The organism is Bradyrhizobium nanningense (genome assembly GCF_004114535.1).
Classification (GTDB): Bacteria; Pseudomonadota; Alphaproteobacteria; order Rhizobiales; family Xanthobacteraceae; genus Bradyrhizobium; species Bradyrhizobium nanningense.
Genome location: NZ_LBJC01000082.1, coordinates 226,809 through 247,910, shown reverse-complemented (window position 1 = coordinate 247,910; position 21,102 = coordinate 226,809). Strand labels below are relative to the sequence as shown.

General features: G+C 64.5%; 19 protein-coding genes. 11 read left to right on the top strand and 8 right to left on the bottom strand.

The features are described 5' to 3' along the window. Positions 1–253 precede the first annotated feature (253 nt). The 3 genes from XH84_RS39325 to XH84_RS39315 all read left to right on the top strand — a co-directional run bounded on the left by XH84_RS39325 (position 254) and on the right by XH84_RS39315 (position 3,466). Positions 254–1,027, top strand: coding sequence for a ferredoxin--NADP reductase (locus tag XH84_RS39325; protein ID WP_128920268.1), 774 nt, complete (start codon positions 254–256; stop codon positions 1,025–1,027). Between the two features lie 423 nt (positions 1,028–1,450). Beyond that, positions 1,451–3,139, top strand: coding sequence for an FMN-binding glutamate synthase family protein (locus XH84_RS39320; RefSeq protein WP_206734145.1), 1,689 nt, complete (start codon positions 1,451–1,453; stop codon positions 3,137–3,139). Positions 3,140–3,226: 87 nt separating this feature from the next. Further along, on the top strand, positions 3,227–3,466 hold the full coding sequence (locus tag XH84_RS39315; RefSeq protein WP_128920269.1) for a PilZ domain-containing protein: 240 nt from the start codon (positions 3,227–3,229) through the stop codon (positions 3,464–3,466). Positions 3,467–3,693: 227 nt separating this feature from the next. Here XH84_RS39315 and XH84_RS39310 read toward each other — a convergent pair whose 3' ends face one another. Beyond that, positions 3,694–4,989, bottom strand: coding sequence for a hemolysin family protein (locus tag XH84_RS39310; RefSeq protein ID WP_128920270.1), 1,296 nt, complete (start codon positions 4,987–4,989; stop codon positions 3,694–3,696). 243 nt (positions 4,990–5,232) lie between these two features. Here XH84_RS39310 and XH84_RS39305 point away from each other — a divergent pair, with 243 nt between their 5' ends. After that, positions 5,233–7,308 carry a methyl-accepting chemotaxis protein gene (locus tag XH84_RS39305; RefSeq protein WP_128920271.1) on the top strand — a complete coding sequence of 692 codons (2,076 nt, stop codon included), beginning with the start codon at positions 5,233–5,235 and terminating at the stop codon, positions 7,306–7,308. A 199-nt stretch (positions 7,309–7,507) separates the two neighbouring features. Here XH84_RS39305 and XH84_RS39300 read toward each other — a convergent pair whose 3' ends face one another. The 4 genes from XH84_RS39300 to XH84_RS39285 all read right to left on the bottom strand — a co-directional run bounded on the left by XH84_RS39300 (position 7,508) and on the right by XH84_RS39285 (position 12,217). Further along, positions 7,508–9,424, bottom strand: coding sequence for a carbohydrate porin (locus XH84_RS39300; protein WP_245472007.1), 1,917 nt, complete (start codon positions 9,422–9,424; stop codon positions 7,508–7,510). 447 nt (positions 9,425–9,871) lie between these two features. Next, positions 9,872–10,813 carry a DUF1194 domain-containing protein gene (locus XH84_RS39295; RefSeq protein WP_128920273.1) on the bottom strand — a complete coding sequence of 314 codons (942 nt, stop codon included), beginning with the start codon at positions 10,811–10,813 and terminating at the stop codon, positions 9,872–9,874. 194 nt (positions 10,814–11,007) lie between these two features. Then, complete coding sequence (locus tag XH84_RS39290) at positions 11,008–11,271, bottom strand: hypothetical protein (protein WP_164936372.1); 264 nt, start codon at positions 11,269–11,271, stop codon at positions 11,008–11,010. A gap of 139 nt (positions 11,272–11,410) precedes the next feature. After that, a complete protein-coding gene (locus tag XH84_RS39285; RefSeq protein WP_128920275.1) occupies positions 11,411–12,217 on the bottom strand; it encodes a creatininase family protein in 807 nt (268 codons plus the stop codon). 164 nt (positions 12,218–12,381) lie between these two features. On the opposite strand from XH84_RS39285, the gene XH84_RS39280 reads away from it, so the two are divergent. Genes XH84_RS39280 through XH84_RS39260 form a run of 5 tightly spaced genes read left to right on the top strand, consistent with a single transcriptional unit; the run spans position 12,382 to position 16,726 of the window. Then, positions 12,382–13,404 carry an ABC transporter substrate-binding protein gene (locus XH84_RS39280; protein ID WP_128920276.1) on the top strand — a complete coding sequence of 341 codons (1,023 nt, stop codon included), beginning with the start codon at positions 12,382–12,384 and terminating at the stop codon, positions 13,402–13,404. Positions 13,405–13,414: 10 nt separating this feature from the next. Beyond that, complete coding sequence (locus XH84_RS39275; protein ID WP_128920277.1) at positions 13,415–14,230, top strand: ABC transporter ATP-binding protein; 816 nt, start codon at positions 13,415–13,417, stop codon at positions 14,228–14,230. Next, a complete protein-coding gene (locus XH84_RS39270; protein ID WP_128920278.1) occupies positions 14,227–15,045 on the top strand; it encodes an ABC transporter permease in 819 nt (272 codons plus the stop codon). The genes XH84_RS39275 and XH84_RS39270 overlap by 4 nt, the downstream gene beginning before the upstream one ends. Further along, the gene (locus tag XH84_RS39265) at positions 15,045–16,034 is read left to right on the top strand and encodes a 2-hydroxyacid dehydrogenase (protein WP_128920279.1); all 990 of its coding nucleotides are present in this window, start codon (positions 15,045–15,047) and stop codon (positions 16,032–16,034) included. Before XH84_RS39270 ends, XH84_RS39265 begins: the two co-directional genes overlap by 1 nt. Beyond that, complete coding sequence (locus tag XH84_RS39260; protein ID WP_128920280.1) at positions 16,034–16,726, top strand: AprI/Inh family metalloprotease inhibitor; 693 nt, start codon at positions 16,034–16,036, stop codon at positions 16,724–16,726. Before XH84_RS39265 ends, XH84_RS39260 begins: the two co-directional genes overlap by 1 nt. An 18-nt stretch (positions 16,727–16,744) precedes the next feature. On the opposite strand, the gene XH84_RS39255 is transcribed toward XH84_RS39260, so the two are convergent. Continuing rightward, a complete protein-coding gene (locus XH84_RS39255) occupies positions 16,745–18,139 on the bottom strand; it encodes a peptidoglycan-binding protein (RefSeq protein ID WP_128920281.1) in 1,395 nt (464 codons plus the stop codon). 252 nt (positions 18,140–18,391) lie between these two features. Between XH84_RS39255 and XH84_RS39250 the strand changes: the two genes are divergently transcribed. Beyond that, a complete protein-coding gene (locus XH84_RS39250) occupies positions 18,392–18,766 on the top strand; it encodes a hypothetical protein (protein WP_128920282.1) in 375 nt (124 codons plus the stop codon). 123 nt (positions 18,767–18,889) lie between these two features. Continuing rightward, complete coding sequence (locus XH84_RS39245) at positions 18,890–19,198, top strand: hypothetical protein (protein ID WP_245472006.1); 309 nt, start codon at positions 18,890–18,892, stop codon at positions 19,196–19,198. A gap of 73 nt (positions 19,199–19,271) precedes the next feature. Here XH84_RS39245 and radC read toward each other — a convergent pair whose 3' ends face one another. Together radC and XH84_RS39235 are read right to left on the bottom strand one after the other, a co-directional pair. Then, entirely contained in the window at positions 19,272–19,985 is a 714-nt protein-coding gene (gene radC, locus XH84_RS39240) for a RadC family protein (RefSeq protein ID WP_128920283.1), read from the bottom strand. Between the two features lie 39 nt (positions 19,986–20,024). After that, complete coding sequence (locus XH84_RS39235; RefSeq protein WP_128920284.1) at positions 20,025–20,984, bottom strand: DMT family transporter; 960 nt, start codon at positions 20,982–20,984, stop codon at positions 20,025–20,027. Positions 20,985–21,102: the final 118 nt, after the last annotated feature.

Genomic DNA, 21,102 nt, shown 5'->3' with positions numbered 1-21,102 from the left:
AATTCAGTCCTGGAGGGAAAAGAAATTGCCCTCCCTGCAGGCCCGGCAGCAGATTCATTAATGATGCAGCCAATTCCGCCGCAAATGCCGGTTTGATCGGCATCAATTGCACCCGAAACGAGGTTGATTATTGGTCTCAATGGCGTAGATCACACACGCGAAATCCTCCGCCATGGCAATGGTGTCCGCCCCGTTTTCAGGGCCGGGCAACGCTTTTGCCCGAAAACCGCAATTATTCGGAATATCGAAAATCATGAGCGCGTTTTACCGAGAGAAGGTTCTTTCCGTTCAGCACTGGACCGACACGCTGTTCAGCTTCCGCGCCACGCGCGACACCGGCTTCCGCTTCCAGAACGGCCAGTTCGCCATGATCGGCCTCGAAGTCGACGGCCGTCCGCTGCTGCGCGCCTACAGCATGGCGAGCGCCAACCACGAGGAAGAGCTCGAGTTCTTCTCGATCAAGGTTCAGGACGGTCCGCTGACCTCGCGCCTGCAGAAGATCAAGGAAGGCGACACCATCCTGGTCGGCCGCAAGGCGACCGGCACGCTGATCACCGATAACCTCCTTCCCGGCAAGCGGCTGATGCTGCTCTCGACCGGCACGGGCCTCGCCCCGTTTGCCAGCCTGATCAAGGACCCCGAGGTCTACGAGCAGTTCGAGTCCATCGTGCTGGTGCACGGCTGCCGCCAGGTCTCCGAGCTCGCCTATGGCGAGAAGCTCGTCGCGACCTTGCGCGAGGACGAGCTGTTCGGCGAGCTGCTCGCGGACAAGCTCGTGTACTATCCGACCGTGACCCGCGAACCTTTCCGCAACCGCGGCCGCATCACCGACCTCATCAGCTCCCAGCAGATCTTCAACGACATCGGGCAGTCGCCCCTCGACATCGCAACCGACCGCATCATGATGTGCGGCAGCCCGGCGATGCTGGAAGAGCTGAAGGTGATGTTCGAAGGCCGCGACTTCGTCGAAGGAAGCGGCAACAGGCCCGGCCATTTCGTGATCGAGAAGGCGTTCGTCGAGCGGTAGGTGCCTATTGGCCGTCGTATCGAACGGCTAGTCATCCACTCAGCTGTCGTCCCGGACAAGCGCGCCCAAAGCGCGCGCAGACCCGGGACCCATGGCCACAGGGAGCAGCTTTGCGAAGGCTGGTAACCACCAGCTTCGCGCGACATCCCTTCGTGTGGTTATGGGTCCCGGGTCTGCGCTGACGCTTGCCCGGGACGACAGCTGAGCTTGTGGAATGCAGTGCGGCTCACGTGCAGCCCATTCAGGATTCCGGCGGCCCGCCGTCTCCTCCCTCCCCATTCCCTTGCTGCACCGCAAAACCCGCCCATCGGGCTGATTGATTTGTCTCGGCCGAATTCGCTAGCCTGAAACAAGGGCCGCGTCATATCCGTATGACAGGCGAGGGCGTATCGTACCGCCTCATGCTGGCGAGAGGATGGAATCGTGGCCGACGACAACAAGACACAGCAATCCCCCAAACGCCTGCCGCTGGCGGAAGAGGGGATCATTGAAACCCTGCTGCTGCCATTCTCGCCGCGCTTCATCGTGCTGACGATCTGCGCGGTCGTCACCGCGCTTCTGATCGGTATCGGTATCGTCGATCGCAAGATATTCGACATCCTGCTGGTGCCGATCCTGATCTTCGGCGCGCTGACGCTGCTTGGCGTCCGCGATCTCCTGCAGAAGAGCCACGCGGTGCTGCGCAACTATCCGATCGCGGCGCATATCCGCTTCCTGCTCGAAGAGATACGCCCCGAGATGCGGCAATATTTCTTCGAGAGCGAGAAAGACGGCATGCCGTTCTCGCGCGACACCCGCGCGGTGGTCTATCAGCGCGCCAAGATGGAGCTCGACAAGCGCCCGTTCGGCACCCAGGAGGACGTCTACCGCGAGGGCTATGAGTGGATGCATCACTCGGTCTCGCCGAAGGCGCATGCGGAGAAGAAGTTCCGCATCACCATCGGCGGCCCCGATTGCAAGCAGCCCTATTCGGCCTCGGTGTTCAACATCTCCGCGATGAGCTTCGGCGCGCTCAGCCCCAACGCGGTGCGGGCGCTCAATGCCGGCGCCAGGAAGGGCGGCTTTGCGCATGACACCGGCGAGGGCGGCGTCAGCCCCTATCATCGCGAGATGGGCGGCGACATCATCTGGGAAATCGGCTCCGGCTATTTCGGCTGCCGTCATCTCGACGGCACCTTCGATCCCGAAGCGTTTGCGCGCGTCGCTGGTGACGCTCAGATCAAGATGGTCGAGCTCAAGGTCAGCCAGGGTGCCAAGCCCGGCCATGGTGGCGTGCTGCCGGCGGCAAAAGTCTCGGAAGAGATCTCCAAGATCCGCGGTGTCGCGATGGGCGAGGACTGCATCTCGCCGGCCTCGCACCGCGCGTTCTCCACGCCCGTCGGCATGATGCAATTCATCGCCGAGATGCGCCGCCTCTCGGGTGACAAGCCGACCGGCTTCAAGCTCTGCATCGGCCACCCCTGGGAATTCCTGGCGATCTGCAAGGCGATGCTCGAGACCGGCATCTACCCTGATTTCATCGTCGTCGACGGCAATGAAGGCGGCACCGGTGCGGCGCCGCTGGAATTCATGGATCATTTGGGCATGCCGATGCGCGAGGGCGTCAATTTCGTCCACAACGCGCTGATCGGAATCAATGCGCGCGACCGCATCAGGATCGGCGCCTCCGGCAAGATCGCCACCGCCTTCGACATGGCGCGGGCGATGGCGATCGGCGCCGACTATTGCAACTCGGCGCGCGGCTTCATGTTCTCGCTCGGTTGCATCCAGTCGCTGAGTTGCCACACCGACCGTTGTCCGACCGGAGTGGCGACCCAGGATCCGACGCGGGCGCGCGCGCTCTACGTGCCGCTCAAGATCGACCGCGTGCACAATTATCACCACGCGACGCTGCATTCGCTGACCGAGCTGATCGCCGCAGCGGGCCTGGAACATCCGCAGCAACTGCGCCCGATTCATTTCAGCCAACGGACGTCGACGACGAGGGTGCAATCCTTTGCCCAGCTCTATCCGGCGCTGCGTCCGGGCGAGCTGCTCGAAGGCACCGAGGACCCGCGTTTCAGTGACGCCTGGCGGATGGCACGGGCGGACACGTTCCAGCCGGCGCTGTAGCGGCGCTTCGCGCCGCCGCCCGCGGAGGGATGCCGAGCGCGCAGCGGGCTTTAACGATTGGTTCAACTTTGGGTGTAAATTGTGCCCATGGACGAACGGCGCGACAAGGCGAGGCATCGCGTGCTGAAGGCCGGAACCATCGAGTTCGGCGGCGGCGCGATCGACTGCACCGTCCGCAACCTGTCCGACACCGGCGCAGCGCTCGACGTCACCAGCCCGGTCGGCATTCCCGAGCATTTCACCCTGTTTGTTCCGGCCGACGGAACCCATCTGTCCTGCACCGTGATCTGGCGCAAGGAGAAGCGGATCGGCGTGAGATTCGGGTGAGGGTGAGTTGGCGCGAGCGCGCCGCAGTCTCCGCTGTCCTCCCGGACAAGCGTCAGCGCAGATCCGGGACCCATACCGCGTGATCTATCGATTGCAGTTGATAGCGGTACCGAACGTCGAGCCTTCGCCAAACCGCTTCCTGGAAGTATGGGTCCCGGATCGGCGCGCGTTTTAGGCGCGCTTGTCCGGGACGACAGCTGAGGTTGGGATTCGCACTTTCGCTTAATTCACCCCGTCTCGACCTCACTCAACCGGCTCGCCAAGATCTTGTCGATCCTCCGGCCGTCGAGATCGATCACCTCGATGTGCCAGCCGCCGAAGTCGAAGGCGTCGCCGGTGTCGGGCAGCGCGCTGAATTGTTGCAGCACGAGGCCTGCCACCGTGTTGTAGCGGTGCGGCGGCAATTCGACGCCGAGCAGCTCGCCGAATTCGTCGACCGGCATCCAGCCGGAGATCAGGAACGAATCGTCTGCGCGCCTGACATAGGCCGGCTCCGGCGGTCCCGCTTCCGAATGGAAGGCGCCGACGATGGACTCGAGGATGTCGGCGGCCGTCACCATGCCCTCGAAGCCACCGTATTCGTCGTAAACGAAACCGACATGAACCGGAGCGGTCTTCAGAATGGTCAGCACGTCGCGCGCGTCCGCCGACGCCGGGATGCCGGGCGCCTCGCGCACCAGCGCGCGCAGGTCGGGGCTGCGTTCGTTCATATAGGCGACCAGCAGGTCCTTGGCCTGGAGCACGCCGATCGGCTTGTCGCGGTCGCCGTCCGAGACAGGAAAACGCGAGTGCGGGCTCTTGGCGATGATCTCCTGGATGGCGGCCGGATCGTCGTTCAAATCGATCTCGTCGACTTCCGTGCGCGGCGTCATGACCGCGCCCACCGGCCGGTCGCCGAGCCGCATCACGCCCGCGATCATCTCCTTCTCGCCGGGCTCGAGCACACCCGCGCTCTCGGCCTCGCTGACGAGATGATGGATCTCGTCCTCGGATACCTTCTCCTCCGACTTGCCGCCGCGGCCGAGCAGCGTGAGGATCAGCTTGCCGGAGACATCGAGCAGAAAGACCAGCGGCAGCGAGACCTTCGCAAGCACGTGCATGGCCGGCGCGACCCTCACCGCGATGCTTTCGGGGTCGCGCAGCGCCACCTGTTTCGGCACCAGCTCGCCGACGATCAGGGTGGCGTAGGTGATGAGCGTGACGACGATGCCGACGCCGACGATGTCGGCAACGCCGGGGGACAGGCCGAGCTCGAGCAGCCATTGCGTCAGCCGCTGTCCGAGCGTCGCGCCCGAGAACGCGCCGGAGAGCACTCCGACCAGCGTGATGCCGATCTGCACCGTCGAGAGGAATTTGCCGGGATCGGCCGCCAGCGTCAGTGCCCGCTCGGCGCCGCGCACGCCCTTGGCGGCGAGCAGCGACAGCCGCGCCGGACGCGACGAGACCACGGCCAGCTCGGACATGGACAGGAGGCCGTTGATGACGATCAGCACGACGACGATGACGAGTTCGACCGAGAGCATTGAGGTTCCGAGGTAAGGGAGTGTGGCCGGATGAACGGCACATGCCTTGATATAGGTATTCGGCGAGGAAATGCCGTCAATTTCGGCGCATCCGGCGCCGGAGGGAACCCGGAGGCGACAACGTTTCCGAGGCGTCCGCGACGATCTGGCACTCCGCGGAACTACGGATCGTTGCTTAACGGCCCCTTAGTGGCCGGCAGCTAGGTTTTCGACATTGCAGAAATGTATTCGGGGGACCCCAAGATGCGGATCGGGAAGCTTTTCGCGCTGTCGATGCTGACGGTGACAATTTTCGCAGTCATCCTCGGCGCCGAGGTGCTGATACCCCAGACCCGCATCTTCACGAACCGTTCCGACGCGATCAAGACGGTCGATGCCTTCAGTGCGATGCTGACGGTCAGCCAGCACGTCGCCGGACTTCGTGCGCCCTACATCTCCCCGATCTTCCAGGAAGGCGTTGCGACGCAGGCCCAGAGCGAAGCTGCCGGGAAGGCTGCCAAAGCGGCCGATGCCGGATTCGAGGCCGCACGGCGCGCCATCATGGTGCTCGATGACGGCGCAGCGATGATCGAAACCCTGGATCGTGCCGCCCGACGACTCAAGGACATCACCACGGGGGCAGATCGCGCGATGAGCGTTCCCTTGGCGGCGCGCGACAGCGCTGTGGTCAAGGGCTTCCTGCCCGCCGTTGCCGAAATCATCAGCAATATCGAGCCGATCATGAACCGGCTCGAAGGGCAGGTCGTCAATGCCGATTCCTCGCTCGCGGCGCTCTTGAGCCTGGCACGGACCGCACAGGATCTGCGCGTCTCGGCCGGCAGCCGCGCCGCCACCCTGTCGCCAGCGCTGTCCGCGCGTCGTCCGCTCGTGGCGGCCGAATTCTCGCTGATGGACCGCATGCAGGGCCGCGTGGAAGCCGATCGCGAGCGCATCGAAGCCGGCATGCAGCAGCTCGGCAATCCGCCGCGGATCGCCGCCGCGCTGAAGGCGGCGACGGAATCCTATTTTGGAAAAGCAGCGCCGGTCGTGGACAAGGAGATGCCTGCCGCTAGGAGCGACGGCAAATACGGCGTCAACGCCGAGGAGCTGGCGAACGTCATCGTCCCCGCCATCCAGATGTTCTATGGCGTGCGCGACGCCGCGCTGGGCGAAGCGTCCGAGCGCGCCACGGCTGCGCGCAACGGCGCCCTGGCGATGCTTGCGCTGGCGGGCGTGGCGGTGCTTGCCCTGCTCGGAACGCTCGGTGCGGTGACCACGATGCTGCGCAGCCGTGTGGTGACACCGCTTGGCCGGATCGCGGACGTGATCGGCAAGCTCGCTGCCGGACAGCACGAAGTCGAGATTCCCGCGACCGGCCGCACTGACGAGATCGGCCAGGTGGCGGCCTCGCTGCAGCACTTCAAGGATTCTCTGCTCGCCAAGAAGGCTGCCGACGAGGCGGCCGCGGTCGAGGCCGAGGCGAAGCTCCGGCGCAGCCAGCGCATGGACCAGATCGCGCGCGAGTTCGAAGCCATGATCGGTGACGTAATCAACACGGTGTCGTCGGCGTCGTCCCAGCTGGAAGTGTCCGCGGGTACGCTGACGAGCACTGCCGATCAATCCGAGAAGGTCACCGCAACCGTCGCGGCCGCCTCCGAACAGGCCTCCACCAACGTGCAGACCGTTGCCGCGGCGGCCGAGGAGATGGCCTCGTCGGTCGACGAGATCAGCCGGCAGGTCCAGGACTCTGCGCGCATCGCCGGCGAGGCGGTGCAGCAGGCGGGGCGCACCAACGACCATGTCGGTGAGCTCGCCAGGGCTGCCGGGCGAATCGGGGACGTCGTCGAGCTCATCAGCCAGATCGCGGGCCAGACCAACCTTCTCGCCCTCAACGCCACCATCGAGGCGGCGCGCGCCGGCGAGGCCGGGCGCGGCTTCGCCGTCGTTGCCTCCGAGGTCAAGGCGCTCGCCGAGCAGACCGCCAAGGCCACCGGCGAGATCAGCCAGCAGATCTCGGGAATCCAGACCGCGACGGAGGAGTCCGTCGGCGCCATCAAGGCGATCGGCGACACCATCACCCGCATGTCGGAGATCGCGTCAGCGATCGCCTCGGCGGTCGAGGAGCAAGGCGCGGCGACGCGGGAGATTTCCCGCAACGTGCAGCAGGCAGCACGTGGCACCCAGCAGGTCTCCGCCAGCATCGTCGACGTGCAGCGCGGCGCAAGCCAGACCGGCTCGGCCTCCGCCAACGTGCTCACGTCCGCGAGGTCGCTGTCCGGCGAGAGCACGCGCCTCAAGACAGAGGTCGGGAAGTTTCTGGACGCGATCCGCGCGGCGTAGAGGGGCGGATTTCCCCGCTGACGCAATTACGTCAGGAGCGGCTTTCTCGCAGCGCATCCTTCGAGATGCCCGCCAATGGCGGGCCCTCAGGATGAGGGCGGAATACACGGGCCCGCGAAGCGGGCGTCTCGAAGGACGAGGCGCGCGCATCCTGCAGCCAAGAAGCCTTACAGCCCGGTCGCAAGCGGATCGAGCGTGTCTAGAACTCGCCGTGCAGGCGCCCCGAAAACACCGACACCGGTCCGCGGTCGGCGTTGTAGGCGGGGTTGACGATGAGCTGATAGTCGGCGGTGAAGGTCAGCGCCTTGTTCAGCGCATAGGCGTAGTAGGTCTCCAGCACGCGTTCGCGGCGGTAGTTGAGCCGGCCGTCGCCGATCAGCGGACCGAGACCGCCGGCGGCGATGAAGTCGCGATGGTCTTGCGACAGCGCATTGACGGCGCCGGCAAGCGCGACGACATCGTCGGGCCGGCCCCACGTCGTTCCCTTCACCGAGACGCCGCCGGACAGGCTGCGGTCGATGTCGGTGAAGGCCATGATCTCGTTGCGCCCGTCGTTCCAGCTCCAGCGGCCGAACACGCCGATCTCGTCGGTGATGGCCTGCTCGAGGTTGAACGCGTAGCCGTATTTGATGCGGCCGCGGCGGGTCTGGCTGATGTCCACCCCGAACGCGGGATTATCCAGCGTTTCACGGTAGCTACCCGCAAAGGCGCTGTTGACAAAGCCGAGTGTGCGCAGCTTGCCAGGCAGGCCGAACAGCGAATATCGCGTCTCGAGCTCCATGACATATTCGCCGCGCCGCCCGACGTTCATGTCGAAATTGCTGGAGTTCGACTCCGCACCGATCAGGAAATAACCCGCGCGCAGCGCCCATTGCTTCTGATTCAATTCGGCCGTGGCGCCGTAGCCGAGACCGAGCTTGTCTGCGGCGTAGTCGAAGGCGCCGGAGGCCCAGATCGACCAGTTCATGAAGTCCTTGCGCGGATCATGCGCATAGGAATTGCCGTCGAACACGTCGACCACGGAGAACTTGCCGACCTGCAAGGTCAGGCGCGAGACGTCGGCCTTGCCGGCGAGCTGAAGCTGGCCGCTGGCAAGCTCCTCCTGCTCGCCGCCGAAGCCGAAGGTGTGGCGCACGAACAGCCGCGAGGCATTGAAATGCGGATAGGGAAAGCCGGACTTCTGCGCTTCGCCGTTGGGGAAGCCGGCGGCGCCCGTCGTGTTATTGAAACCGAAACCTTGCAGCAGCTCGGGATTGAAATAGACCTCACCGCCGTCCCACAGCCGCGCATTGAGATAGAGCGAATTGCTCCAGGTCTGCTGAAAATCGGGCGACGGGAGCAGGCTGTTCGGTCCGGTATAGGGCGCGCGGAACGCGGGGTAGCCCTGTCCCAGCGCGGTCGACTGGCCGTGAATCTCCCAACGATTCGACTCGGTGTCGGTGACATCCGACGTCGGGTTATAGGTCGGCAGGCCCGGCCAGTCGATCTTGCGATTGAGGCCGATCCGCAGGCTGTGAAGATCCATCGACGACGAATATTGCGCGCCTGAGGAGAAGGTGACGTTGGCGTTCTCGAACTTGCTGTAGAGATATTCGAGCCGCGCGCTCCAATGCGGCGCGAAGCCGTATTCGACGCCGCCACCGGCGGTCCAGCCAAACCTCGTGTGCAGCACCTTTTCTTCAACGCCGCCGTTCGGGGTCGAGAGGAAGCGCTCGCCGGTGAAGGCCGCGCCGCCGGTGGCGTAGAACAGCCAATTGCCGTTGGTGTAGCCGAGCCGCGCGCGCAGGCTCGCGACATAGTCCCAGCGTTCCTCCGCGAACGACAGCGCGGTCGCCGCCGATGACACGACGTGATTGGAGGGCAGATAGTTCGGAAAGGAGATGTCGCCTTCGACGCCGAGCAGCAGGCCCGAATTGAGGCGCCAATTGTAGCCGGCCTGGACGCCGCCGGTCGCGCCGGTGAAGACGTTGTCGTCGGTTGCGAATGTGGGATCGGTCAGCGTCGCCGAGGACGTGCCGCGGGTGACGCCGACATGCGCGCCGATATAGAGGCCGGTCCAGTCGTAGACCGCCTTCAGCGCCGGCGCTTTCAGCGGCAGATCGGCCGCGCGGCCCATTGCGGGAAAAGCCAGCGCAGCCGAGGCGATTGCCGCGGCCGTCCGCAAGTACCTGTAACGATGACCCCTCAACGTCAAAACGCACGCCCCCAAACGCGAATCTATCCCATTCGCCGCAGCCGACATCCCTGCCGATTCACAGCGATCCTGTCATCAGGTCTCTGGTTGTCTACGCAATCGGCGAGATGATCTCATTCCGATGCAGTTTCTTCCCAAGTTCCCGATTCCATTGCGAAGATTATTGCGATTAATTCGCAATAGCAACTGGCGCGGATTGCCGCATGGCATGGATCGCACCACTGTGTGACGAGGCTGCAACATCGCTAGAGGTGCCAGGATCTGGATTGCCCAAGCGGAGTCGGGCCTCTGCTGGAAGCCTGTCGGTGACCAGGCAAATGGGAGGGGCGTGGGCGAAGGCGGCGGCCGGTCGCCGGCCGGCGAAAGCACCTAGCAGCCGCGGCAGATGCCCCTGATCTTCCTGTCGAGCAGCGCGTCATCCTTGTTCGCCGCCGGTTTGCTCATCACCGAATTATTCGCCGCAGGCGTGTTCGCATTCCACCGTTGCTGCCAGAGCTTCTCGCCAATCGTGCAGAGAACCCGCGGCTTCTTGTCCCCAGAGGTGGCAGGCGATTGATCCGGCGTGCGGCCTGCGATCTCGAGAGCGAGCTTGGTCCGGACCGCCTCCTTGAAGTTTCCGCGATCGGTGATCGGCACGACAAAGGAACCTGGGCCGCCGATGACGCAATCCTCATAGTACCGGTCGATGTGGTCGATATGGTCGATGTCCGTCGGCCCAAGGAGCGCCGCATGGGTCAAGATCGGCATGCCGGTGATGACGATGCCGTTCTGCAACGCCGTGTCGCGCGCTGTGGCGACAGGATCGCCGACGTTGTTCGGACCGTCGCCCGAAATGTCGATGATCTGGCGCGAGCCACGATATGGGCTCTGCTCGAACAGCGGCACGGCGAACTTGATCGCGCCCGAAATCGACGTGCGCGAACCGCGAAGGACCGGCGCCTTCATGAGTTCAGCTGCGACGGCCTCGGCCGTTTCCGCTCCGTCGATCAATCGCCAGGGGACGATGATCTTCTGGTGGTTCGTGGCTGACCATTCGAAATAGGTCAGCGCGATCCTGCCGATCGGACCGGCGCGCAAGGCCTGAAGAAATTCCTGCGAGACGATGGCCTCGGCAAAGCCCTCGCGTTGAGCTGCCAGCTCATCCATTTCCATCGAGTAGGAAATATCGACCGCGATCACGAGTTCGACATCCACGGCGAGACGATTTTCGGCTTGGATCATTGCTTGCGGCTGTCGCTGTGGCTCGGAAAACGTCTGCGTCGAGGCCAGCATCGCAATCATGATCGATCCGATCGAGACTCGCCAATTCATCCTCGCCCTCCTGCTGCCCATTCGAATCCTGACACGCGGAACGTGCAATCGGAAGGCGTTCTGGGCGTTTGGCGCGGAAAATGAATGACCCGCCCGGGGGGACAGCCGGGCGGGTCGGGGGCACGACACGGGGTGGATGAGGCGCCCGTGTCGAACGCAGGATCCACGTGAGAGATCGGCCTCAGGTACCCAAATCAGTAGCAGGTACGAACGCGGCCGACGTACTGGCCGAAGGCGTTGTACTGGGCGACCCAGCCGCAGCGGTGATAGCCGTAGTAATAGGGATCGTTGCTGGCGGCGATCGCGGAGCCGACGACGGCGGCGGTGGCGATGCCGGCGCCCACACCCCAGCCCCAGCCGAGCGGCTTGGCTTCGGCCTGCGAGGTGGTGGACACGATGCTGCCGGTGACGGCGAGGGTGGCCAGCGCTACGGCGGCAATCTTGGTCTTGATCGACATGTGAAACTCCATCCGGGGTTGAGGGGTCCGTTGTGGCCCGCGTGCCCAGTTTGACGGAGGCTCCTCGCGTCCGGTTCGAAAGCGGCAAATCCGCTCCCGGAGTCGAGAACTTTCTTGAATGATTCCAGCAGGATATTGGCTAGCCGAGAGGCCCTTTGGCGAGCCTGTTCACGTCGAAGTTATCGACCTCGCTCAGCAACTCGCAAAAAGCGCGAGCGCCCTGGTCGATCAGTTGCTCGCCTTTCGCCGGCTCAGCCAATGTCGCGTTGCCGATCGCGCCGCTGGCGTTGAGATCCTGCGCCTGCCAGGCGAACGGCGCCGGCCGCTGCGTCGACAGCCAGCGATACTGCTTTTCCATTGCGATGCTGCTCGCGGGAAAATCCGCGATCGCAGCTTGACGCACCTGATCGGGGTAGCGCGCCAGCATGATCGAGGTCTCGATGGCGCCGCCATGAATGCCGTGACGCACTTCCTCGGCCGTGAACAATTGATCCGCGCCCGATAGCCGCGACCACGACGTTGTCACCACGAACAGTTTGTGATGAGCGCGCAGATCCTGCGCGACCAGCATCATCGCCGCGCTGTTGCCGCCATGGCTGGTGATGATGACGAGCTTCTTGACGCCGCTGCGCGCGACATCCCCGCCGATATCAGTCCATCGCTTCAGCGCGACCTCGGTTCGCAGCGTCTGCGTGCCCGGATAGTCGATATGCTCGGTGGAAATCCCGATCCTCTCAACGGGCAGGAACGTCGCTGGAACGCTTCCCGGCAGCAGCTCGCGCACGCGCGCCAGATAGGCGTCGGCGATCAGCACGTCCGTTGTCACGGGCAGATGCGGGCCGTGCTGTTCGGTCGCCGCCAGCGGAAGCACGGCGATCCAGCGCGCCGTCTCCGCGGGGGGCGCATCGGCCCAGCGGATTGCGGTCCAGTCGCGGGATGGCATCATTGAGTATTCTTTGGAGGTTTCATTGCCCGAATTTGTCGCGTAATTTGGGGTATCAGGGGACGCGGGCCCGGCCGGCTCGCGTCCCCTGATGTCATGCGGTTCTATCGCGTTGGCCTCACATGAGCCAGACGCGATTGGCAAAAAGCAATCGACGGAGTGCCATTATGACCCCCTTTCATCTGTGGCGCGCGCTGACGGCGGGCCTCTTCGCCGCTTTCGTCTGCAGCGCCCCGGCGCGTGCGGAGACGCTGGACAAGGTCACCTTCGGCACCAACTGGGTCGCCGAGGCCGAGCACGGCGGCTTCTTCCAGGCGGTGGCCGACGGCACCTACAAGAAATACGGGCTCGACGTCACTATCGTCCCCGGCGGGCCCAACGAGAACAACCGGATGCTGCTGATCGCCGGCAAGATCGATTTCTTCATGGCCGCGAACACGCTGATGTCGTTCGACGCGGTCGCCAACAACGTTCCCGTCGTGACCATCGCCGCGATCTTCCAGAAGGATCCGCAGGTGATGCTGACGCAGCCGGATGCCAAGGTCAGCAAGATCGAGGACCTCAAGCCGCTGACGCTGTTCGTCTCCAAGGAGGGCATGGGCAGCTATTTCCAGTGGCTGAAGTCCGAATACGGCTTCAGCGAGAAGAACGTCCGTCCCTATAATTTCAATCCGCAGCCCTTCATCGCCAACCCGAAGAGCGCCATGCAGGGCTATGTCACCTCCGAGCCCTTTGCGGTCGAGAAGGCGGCGGGCTTCAAGCCCAACGTGCTGCTGCTCGCCGACTATGGCTTCAACACCTATTCGACCCTGATCGAGACGCGCCGCGACATCGTCGAGAAGAAGCCAGATCTCGTCCAGCGCTTCGTCGACGCCTCCATGGTCGGCTGGTACAATTACATCTATCGCGACAATTCCGCCGGCAACGCCATGATCAAGCAGCTGAACCCGGAGATGACCGACGATCTGCTCGCCTATTCCGTCGCCAAGATGAAGGAGCACGGCATCGTCGATTCCGGCGACTCCTTGAAGAACGGCATCGGCGCGATGAGCGACGAGCGCTACACCTCCTTCTTCAACAAGATGGTGAAGGCCGGCGTCGTCAAGGCGGATCTCGACTTCCGCAAATCCTACACGCTGCGCTTCGTCAACAAGGGCGTCGGCGTCGAACTGCGCCCGAACAAGCCCTAGCGCAAGGTCGATGTCAGCCGACAGAACCTCCTCCGCCGTCGAGACCGGCCTGACGCATCTCGCCGTCAGCCTGCGCGGCGTGACGAAGACCTATGGCAACGGAATCATGGCGCTAGGCCCGTTCGACCTCGCGGTGCGCAAGGGCGAATTCATCTCGCTACTGGGCCCGTCCGGTTGCGGAAAGTCGACGGTGCTGCGGCTGATCGCGGAGCTCAGCGCGCCGTCCTCCGGGATCGTGCGGGTGGCGCGCCACGAGGGCGAGGTGCAGCCGGGTCACGGCATCGGTTTCGTGTTTCAGGAGCCGACCCTGATGCCCTGGGCCAGCGTCCGTGAGAACGTGCGGCTGCCGCTCAAGCTCGGCGGCGTGCCTAAGGCCGAGGGGCGCGCGCGTGCCGACGCCGCCTTGGCCAGCGTCGGGCTCGCCGATTTCGCAGATAGCTTTCCGCGCGAGCTCTCCGGCGGCATGAAGATGCGGGTGTCGCTGGCGCGCGCGCTCGTCACCGATCCGGATATCCTTTTGATGGACGAGCCGTTCGCCGCGCTCGACGAGATCACGCGCTTCCGCCTCAACAACGATCTGCTCGCGCTGTGGCGAGCTCTCGGCAAGACCGTCATCTTCGTCACGCATTCGGTGTTCGAATCCGTCTATCTGTCGCAGCGCGTGGTGGTGATGACGGCGCGGCCGGGCCGTATCCGGGCCGACATCCGCATCGAGACGGTCGAGCCGCGCGGCGAGGGGTTTCGCACCTCGGCGGCTTATTCGGATTATTGCCGGAAAGTGTCGGCCGCGCTGGCGCCGTCCTATGCGGGGCAGTTGACGCTATGAACGCGCAAGTTCCCGTCATCGCAAAACCACGAGCTGCACAACGCGCGATGCGCTTGGTGCTTCCCGTCATCGTGTTCGCGGCTGGCCTCATCGCCTGGGAACTGGTGGTCCGCCTCAAGGGGATCCCGCCTTACGTGCTGCCGGCCCCCTCGATCATCATCCTGACGCTGATCAAGGACTGGGCGGTGCTGTCGCAATCGCTCGAGACCACGCTTGCAACCACGCTCGAAGGTTTTGTCGCGGCCAGCATCGGCGGCATCGCGCTGGCGCTGTTGTTCAACCAGTCGAAATGGGTGGAATACTCGCTATTTCCCTATGCGATCGTGCTCCAGGTCACCCCTGTGATCGCGATTGCGCCCCTCTTGCTGATCTACCTGGAACAGCAGACCGCGGTCGTGGTCTGTGCCTTCATCGTCGCCTTTTTTCCGGTGCTGTCCAACACCACGCTCGGGCTCAATTCGGTCGATCGCAACCTCGCCGGCCTGTTCCAGCTCTATGGCGCATCAAAGCCGCAGACCCTGCGCTTTCTCAAGCTGCCCGCCGCACTGCCCTACATTCTCGGCGGTTTGCGCATCGCAGGCGGCCTGTCTCTGATCGGCGCGGTCGTCGCCGAGATCGCGGCGGGAACGGCGGGCGCCGGCTCCGGGCTGGCCTACCGGATCGCCGAGTCGGGCTATCGATTGAACATACCCCGCATGTTCGCAGCGCTGCTTTTGTTGTCGCTGGCCGGGATTGTCATCTATGGGGTGCTGGCGCTAGTTTCGCACCTCGTTTTACGGCGCTGGCATGAAAGCGCGCTTGGAAAGGAAAACTGATGGCTGCCGGTTCGATTTCGTCCGAAAAGATCGACCTTCTGATCTATGGGCCGGTGCGGCCGATCCTCGAGAACGGGTTTTCCGATCATTTCGTCGTGCACAAGGCCGAGACGCGCGGCGACCTCGAGCGGCTGACGCCGGCGATCCGCGAGAAGATTCGCGGCGTCGCCGTGACCTATCACACCGTCCGAGCCGACAGGGATTCGCTGTCGCAACTGCCCAAGATCGAGATGGTGGCGAGCTTCGGCGTCGGCTATGACCACATCGACGCCAAATACGCGGCCGAGCACAACATCATCGTCACCAACACGCCCGACGTGCTGACCGAGGAGGTCGCCGACGTCGCGATGGGGCTGCTCATCTCCACGCTGCGCGAATTCATCAAGGCCGACCGCTACGTGCGCTCCGGCCTCTGGCAGACGCAGAACTATCCGCTCAGCGTCGGCTCTCTGCGCGACCGCAAGGTCGGCATCGTCGGCATGGGCCGGATTGGCCAGGCCATCGCGCGCCGGCTCGATGCCTCGCTGGTGCCGGTGGTCTATCACTCGCGCAACCCGTCCAAGGATGTCTCCTACAAGCACTATCCCGACCTGATCGAGATGGCGAAGGCGGTGGACACGCTGATGGTGATCGTGCCCGGCGGCGCCAGCACCAACAAGATGATCAATGCCGAGGTTTTCAAGGCCCTCGGCCCGCGCGGCGTGCTGATCAACGTCGCGCGCGGCTCCGTGGTCGATGAACCGGCGCTGGTTCAGGCGTTGAAATCGGGCACCATCCTCGCCGCCGGCCTCGACGTGTTCGCGGCCGAGCCGAACGTTCCGGACGAGCTCAAGGCGATGCAGAACGTCGTGCTGCTGCCGCATATCGGCTCGGCCTCGGTGGTGACGCGCAACGCGATGGACCAGCTCGTCGTCGACAACCTCAAATCCTGGTTCGCCGGCAAGGCGCCGCTGACGCCGGTGGCCGAAACGCCGTTCAGGGGGCGCTGATGGCCGTTCTTCGGGTCGTTGCATTCGCCGTCGCGGCCTCGTTGGCCGCGATCGGCGCTGCGCATGCGCAGGATGCGACGAGCCTGAAGAAGTCGATGCTAGGACAGTGGGAGCTCTCGACCACCGAGCGCAGCAAGACCTGCGTCGTCACGATGAAGGGTGATGCGGCGGGGCAGGGCTACAAGCTGGAGCTGGAGCCGGCCTGCAAGACCGCGCTGCCGTTCACCAAGGACATCGTGGCCTGGAGCGTCAGGGGGCTCGACATCGTACGCATGCAGGACGCGACCGGTGAAGCGGTGATCGACTTCACCGAGGTCGAAGCCGGCATCTTCGAAGGCCTGCGCCAGGGCGAGGGCGTCTACATCTTGCAAGATCTCGCCGCCGCCCGCTCGATGGCCAAGTCGATGGACCAGATGATCGGCGACTGGGCGATGGTGCGCGGCAACGGCCAGCCGGTGTGCGGGCTGACGCTGACCAACACCGAGGCGAGTCCCGACAATTTCCAGGTCTTCCTCAAGCCGAAATGCGACCCGACCATCGCGCAGTTCAACCCGACGCAATGGCGGCTCGAGCGCGGCCAGATCGTCCTGATGTCGAAATCAGGCGCGGTCTGGCAGTTCGAGGCCGACGACAACGCGCAATGGCGGCGCGTCCCCGACACCGCCGATCCCCTGATCATGCTGCGTCAGTAGGCGCAATCTCATCGCGTCTCAAGTCGTCAGCTTCGGTGGTGGTGCGGTGCCTTGCGCCCATTTCTCCAGCTTGCCGAGCACGCCCCACGCCGCAAGCGCCAGCGAGATCGGCATCGCGAACTGGCCGAGGCCCGGCACCGCCGACACGATGGTGCCGAGCAGTCCGGCAAGGCCTCCCGCATTGGGGCTCGCCGTCACCGACGAGAGCAGCGCGGTGATTAGCGAGCCGCCGATGCCGAGCGCGGTCTTCTTGCCATCGAGCAGCTTGCCGATGGTTTCGCCGAGCGCGCCGTTGACCTGGCCGAGCATGGGCTTGCCGTCCTTGCTCAGCAGCGTGCTGAGCAGGTCAACGACCTGCTTCAACTGATCGACGGGGGCGGCGTTGGTCGCGGTGACCGGTCCTGGCATCGGCGTCGCCTTGTTGACGAGAGAGAAAAGCCGTTCGAACAGGCTGATCGGATCGTTGGAGACGGCGGGCAACGTGTTGCCCGGTATCGTCGCCGGCAGCGTCGTGCCGCCGGCTGACGGTCGCAGCACTTGAGCGAGGTCCTCCAGCCGCGTCAGGACGTCGGACAGATCGGCGGTCTGCCCGGCGGGGCCCGGCTGCTGCGTCGCGCGGGTGATGGCGGCGACCGTGGCCGCATCGAGAAGCCCGGTATCCCTCAGGCCGTTCCGTTGCTGAAACTGCGAGACGGCGGCTCTGGTCTTCGGCCCGCTGATGCCGTCCTCGGCGAGCGGCGGATTGGCGCCGAGCCTGTTGAGCGCCTGCTGCATGAGAACGATGGTCGAGGCCGCTTCGTCCTCGGGCTCGATGTGGCCGGCGAATTGGGCGCCGCCGTCGAGTGTGATCGAGGAATCCAGCGACATCATCGCGTGCAAGATCACCGCCGTGCCGAGCTGAGAATCGACCTGGTTGGAGTCGAACACGTGGTCGCGGACGAATTTTCCGCCGCGTGCCTCGGGCGGGCCGTATAATGTCGAGCCGCCGTAGAGATAGGGCGATTTGACGCCCTTGGCCTGATAGCCGAAGCCGTTGAACGCCTCGAGCCTGAACAGCATCCGCTCGATGCCCCAATCTCGGGCGCCGATGAAGTTCTCGATCCTGAACGCGTCCACGGCGCCGTCCACGAAGGTGGCAAACGGGCCGCGCCCCTTCGGAACGATGGTGGTCACGCGATGCAGCGACTCGCCGTTGCCGAGATAGGTGTCGAAATCGAAATTGGCCTCGCGGTAGTGGCAGAGCGCGGTGAAATGCCAGGGCACGCCCGTCAACCGCTCGATCTGCTGATAGGTCGCCTTGCCATTGAGGGCCTTGCGGGCAACCGCATTCGCCTCAGCAAGGCGCCCGGGCCGGATCTCGAGACCGGCCCAATTCCGCTCATATTCCGCTTTCAAACTCTCGAATGAAATCATTTTTCGCTCCCGCAAATGAATGAACGATCGAATCTCCGCCAGCCAGCTAGACGGGGTGGCTGATCGGGGCGTGACGCCAGCGTGAACTCCCGCAAATCTGGCAGGTCGCCGGTCGGTTGCATGTGAAATGGCTTACAGCCCGGATAGGAAATCGGCGGCAGGAACGGCAATGCGGGGCCCGACCGCCTATGGCGGAACCGGCACCGTCCTCCGTCCGTTAGCGAAGCGAGACGGTCCGGCAAGGAGTCCTGCATGGCCAAGCGCGTCCTCGCCATCGGCATCGAACCCGGCAATGCCGACTACAGCGCATTTCCGCAGCTCACGCCGGAGCTCGTGCGCGACTACATCGAGGCGCAGCTGCTGCGCCTGCGCGATCTCGGCTTCGAGGTCACGAGCTGCCTGATCGATCTCGACGCCACCGCGGAAGCCGGTGTCACGGCGGCACTGCGCGACGAGCGCTTCGACTGCATCGTGATCGGCGCCGGCCTGCGCGAGCCGAAGGAGCGTCTCGTGCTGTTCGAGAAGGTGATCAACCTCGTTCACCGCCTCGCGCCGGATGCCGCGATCTGCTTCAACACCACGCCCGCCGATACCGCCGAAGCCGTGCAGCGCTGGGTCGAGCCGTGAACCGCCTCAACGCTCGCCCTGATGCTCTGATGTCGGTGAGCATCGTCAATGCAACCGCCCGTTGACGACCCCGGGCTTTGTCGCCGATCATGCTCGCGGGACCGTCACCGGTGGGGAATCTTCATGTCCAGATTTATGCTGCTGCTCCTTTGCGCAACCGCGCTCGCGGGCTGCGATGCCGTCAGCACGGTGACGGAAGGTTTCAAGCAGTCGAAGGCCGTGGCCGCCGACCTCGAGCAATCGATCGGCGTCAAGCCGGAGGTCGGTTTCAATTGGCACAATGGGCGGCTGGTGTCGGTCACGGTCCAGTTCCCGCGCCTCTATGACGACAAGCCCTTGAACCAGCTCGCAGGTCTCGTTCGCGACACCATCGCCAAGGATTTCAAGCAGACACCCGAACACATCGTGCTCGCATTTGCCGTCGACAAGTGAGGTCGGCGCTACGTGGCCTGACGCACCCGCACGGCTGGTTCGCCGCACCGCATGCCGTGGGCACGTTTTCGTCTTAGATCAACCGCATCCCGCGCAAACTCGCGTGCCCGCTTCGACCGACGATGATGTGGTCATGCACGGCAATTCCGAGCGGCTTTGCGATGTCGATGATCGCCTTGGTCATCTGGATGTCGGCTTGCGACGGCGTCGGATCGCCCGAGGGGTGGTTGTGCACCAAGATCAGCGCGGTCGCCGATAATTCCAGCGCGCGCTTGATCACCTCGCGCGGATAGACCGGGGTGTGGTCGACGGTGCCGGTCTGCTGTACCTCGTCGGCAATCAGCTGGTTGCGCTTGTCCAGGAACAGCAGGCGGAATTGCTCCTTGTCGGCGAACGCCATGCTGGAGCGGCAATAGTCGATTACCTCGTTCCAGGACGACAGCGCATTGCGGCTGTTGACCTCGCCCCTGGTCACGCGGCTCGCGGCGGCGGCGATCAGCTTGAGCTGGTTGATCGCGGATTCGCCGATGCCGTCGACCTCGCGCAGCCGCGCCACCGGCGCATGCACGACCTCGGCGAACGAGCCGAAGGTCTTGATCAGCGCCTTCGCCAGCGGCTTGGTGTCGCGCCGCGGCAGCGCCGGAAACAGCGCCATCTCCAACAGCTCGTAGTCGCTGAGCGCATCCGCGCCGGCATTGTAGAAGCGCTCGCGCAGCCGTTCGCGATGGCCGTGGTAGTGCGGCGCGTCGTCAGGCTTGCTCTTGTCGTGATCCGGCTTGGCGGGCATCAGGGCCAGCATCGCCGGGGGCTAGCGCTTTTGCAACCGTCAATTGCGGGGCGACGCGCCGACCGGCGTCCTGGTGGTCGGTGCGAGCGCGGGCACCGTGACCGCCACCACCCCGGCGAGAATGAGCGCCATTCCGGCAAGGCTGGACCAGGTCAAATGCTCGCCGAGAATGGCGGTGCCGAGCGCCACGGCGAAGCCTGCGCGCAGATAGCTCCCGCTGGTCGTGCCAAGCGGGCCGAGCGTGCGGATCAGCCGGAAATAGATCACCATCGCCAAGGCTGTGCAGATCATTCCGAGCGCGATCACCGCTGCGATCGCTTGCACGGGCGGCTGTGCCAGCCTCCACGGCTGTTCGAGAGCCGCGGCGGTCGGGAGCATCAGCACCGCGGCGCAGCTCATCGCCCCTGCTGCCGTGACGATCGCGGGCAGGCCCGAAAACCGCTGCCCCCAAATCGGTGCAAGCGCGTAGCAGAAGCTCGCGCCGAGCACCGCCATCTGGGCCAGTGGCGCCGCCGTGCCGATCCCGGAGAGCGTATCGGTGCCCATGGTCAGGGCCACGCCCGCAAAGCCGAGAGCAACGCCGACGACCTTCCGCCCACTGATCGCCTGCCGTCCGCGCCCGGTCATGACAGCGATCGCCAGCACGAACATCGGCGGGGTCGCATTGAGCGCGCCGGCAAGCCCGCTCGCGATATGCATCTCACCCCAGCTGATCAGGGTAAAGGGCAGCGCGCTTTGCAGCAGCCCCTGCACAAAGAAGGCGGCCCAGACCGATTGCTCGCGCGGAAGGGCGTGGCCCTGCGCGCTCGCAATCAGGATCAGAAGCGTCGCGGCGATGCTCACGCGAGCGGCGACCATCGTGAACGGCGGGATTGTTGCGACAGCGAGCTTGATGAGCGTGAACGAGCTGCCCCAGATCAGCGAGAGCAGCAGCAGGAGCCCGATCTCGATGGCGAGACTGGTCTGCCCCGACGTCGTGTGTTGTGCCTGTGTGCTCATGCGATTGGCTCCTGGATCGGCACCATGATCCAGAGCTGCGGTACGGGCTGGCTGAATTCGGACCTCATCGCCCGATGATGTCCGATTTCAGCTACTCGGTGCGCTGCATCGAAACTAT

What these genes read in the sequence shown, in the direction of transcription:
- XH84_RS39290 (WP_164936372.1), bottom strand. Translation starts at nt 11,271, where the DNA reads ATGTCGATCAAGACCAAGATTGCCGCCGTAGCGCTGGCCACCCTCGCC.
- XH84_RS39275 (WP_128920277.1), top strand. Translation starts at nt 13,415, where the DNA reads ATGTCAGCCGACAGAACCTCCTCCGCCGTCGAGACCGGCCTGACGCAT.
- radC (WP_128920283.1), bottom strand. Translation starts at nt 19,985, where the DNA reads ATGCCCGCCAAGCCGGATCACGACAAGAGCAAGCCTGACGACGCGCCG.
- XH84_RS39280 (WP_128920276.1), top strand. Translation starts at nt 12,382, where the DNA reads ATGACCCCCTTTCATCTGTGGCGCGCGCTGACGGCGGGCCTCTTCGCC.
- XH84_RS39310 (WP_128920270.1), bottom strand. Translation starts at nt 4,989, where the DNA reads ATGCTCTCGGTCGAACTCGTCATCGTCGTCGTGCTGATCGTCATCAAC.
- XH84_RS39325 (WP_128920268.1), top strand. Translation starts at nt 254, where the DNA reads ATGAGCGCGTTTTACCGAGAGAAGGTTCTTTCCGTTCAGCACTGGACC.
- XH84_RS39235 (WP_128920284.1), bottom strand. Translation starts at nt 20,984, where the DNA reads ATGAGCACACAGGCACAACACACGACGTCGGGGCAGACCAGTCTCGCC.
- XH84_RS39250 (WP_128920282.1), top strand. Translation starts at nt 18,392, where the DNA reads ATGGCCAAGCGCGTCCTCGCCATCGGCATCGAACCCGGCAATGCCGAC.
- XH84_RS39260 (WP_128920280.1), top strand. Translation starts at nt 16,034, where the DNA reads ATGGCCGTTCTTCGGGTCGTTGCATTCGCCGTCGCGGCCTCGTTGGCC.
- XH84_RS39265 (WP_128920279.1), top strand. Translation starts at nt 15,045, where the DNA reads ATGGCTGCCGGTTCGATTTCGTCCGAAAAGATCGACCTTCTGATCTAT.
- XH84_RS39255 (WP_128920281.1), bottom strand. Translation starts at nt 18,139, where the DNA reads ATGATTTCATTCGAGAGTTTGAAAGCGGAATATGAGCGGAATTGGGCC.
- XH84_RS39315 (WP_128920269.1), top strand. Translation starts at nt 3,227, where the DNA reads ATGGACGAACGGCGCGACAAGGCGAGGCATCGCGTGCTGAAGGCCGGA.
- XH84_RS39270 (WP_128920278.1), top strand. Translation starts at nt 14,227, where the DNA reads ATGAACGCGCAAGTTCCCGTCATCGCAAAACCACGAGCTGCACAACGC.
- XH84_RS39305 (WP_128920271.1), top strand. Translation starts at nt 5,233, where the DNA reads ATGCGGATCGGGAAGCTTTTCGCGCTGTCGATGCTGACGGTGACAATT.
- XH84_RS39285 (WP_128920275.1), bottom strand. Translation starts at nt 12,217, where the DNA reads ATGATGCCATCCCGCGACTGGACCGCAATCCGCTGGGCCGATGCGCCC.
- XH84_RS39300 (WP_245472007.1), bottom strand. Translation starts at nt 9,424, where the DNA reads ATGGGCCGCGCGGCCGATCTGCCGCTGAAAGCGCCGGCGCTGAAGGCG.
- XH84_RS39295 (WP_128920273.1), bottom strand. Translation starts at nt 10,813, where the DNA reads ATGAATTGGCGAGTCTCGATCGGATCGATCATGATTGCGATGCTGGCC.
- XH84_RS39245 (WP_245472006.1), top strand. Translation starts at nt 18,890, where the DNA reads ATGTCCAGATTTATGCTGCTGCTCCTTTGCGCAACCGCGCTCGCGGGC.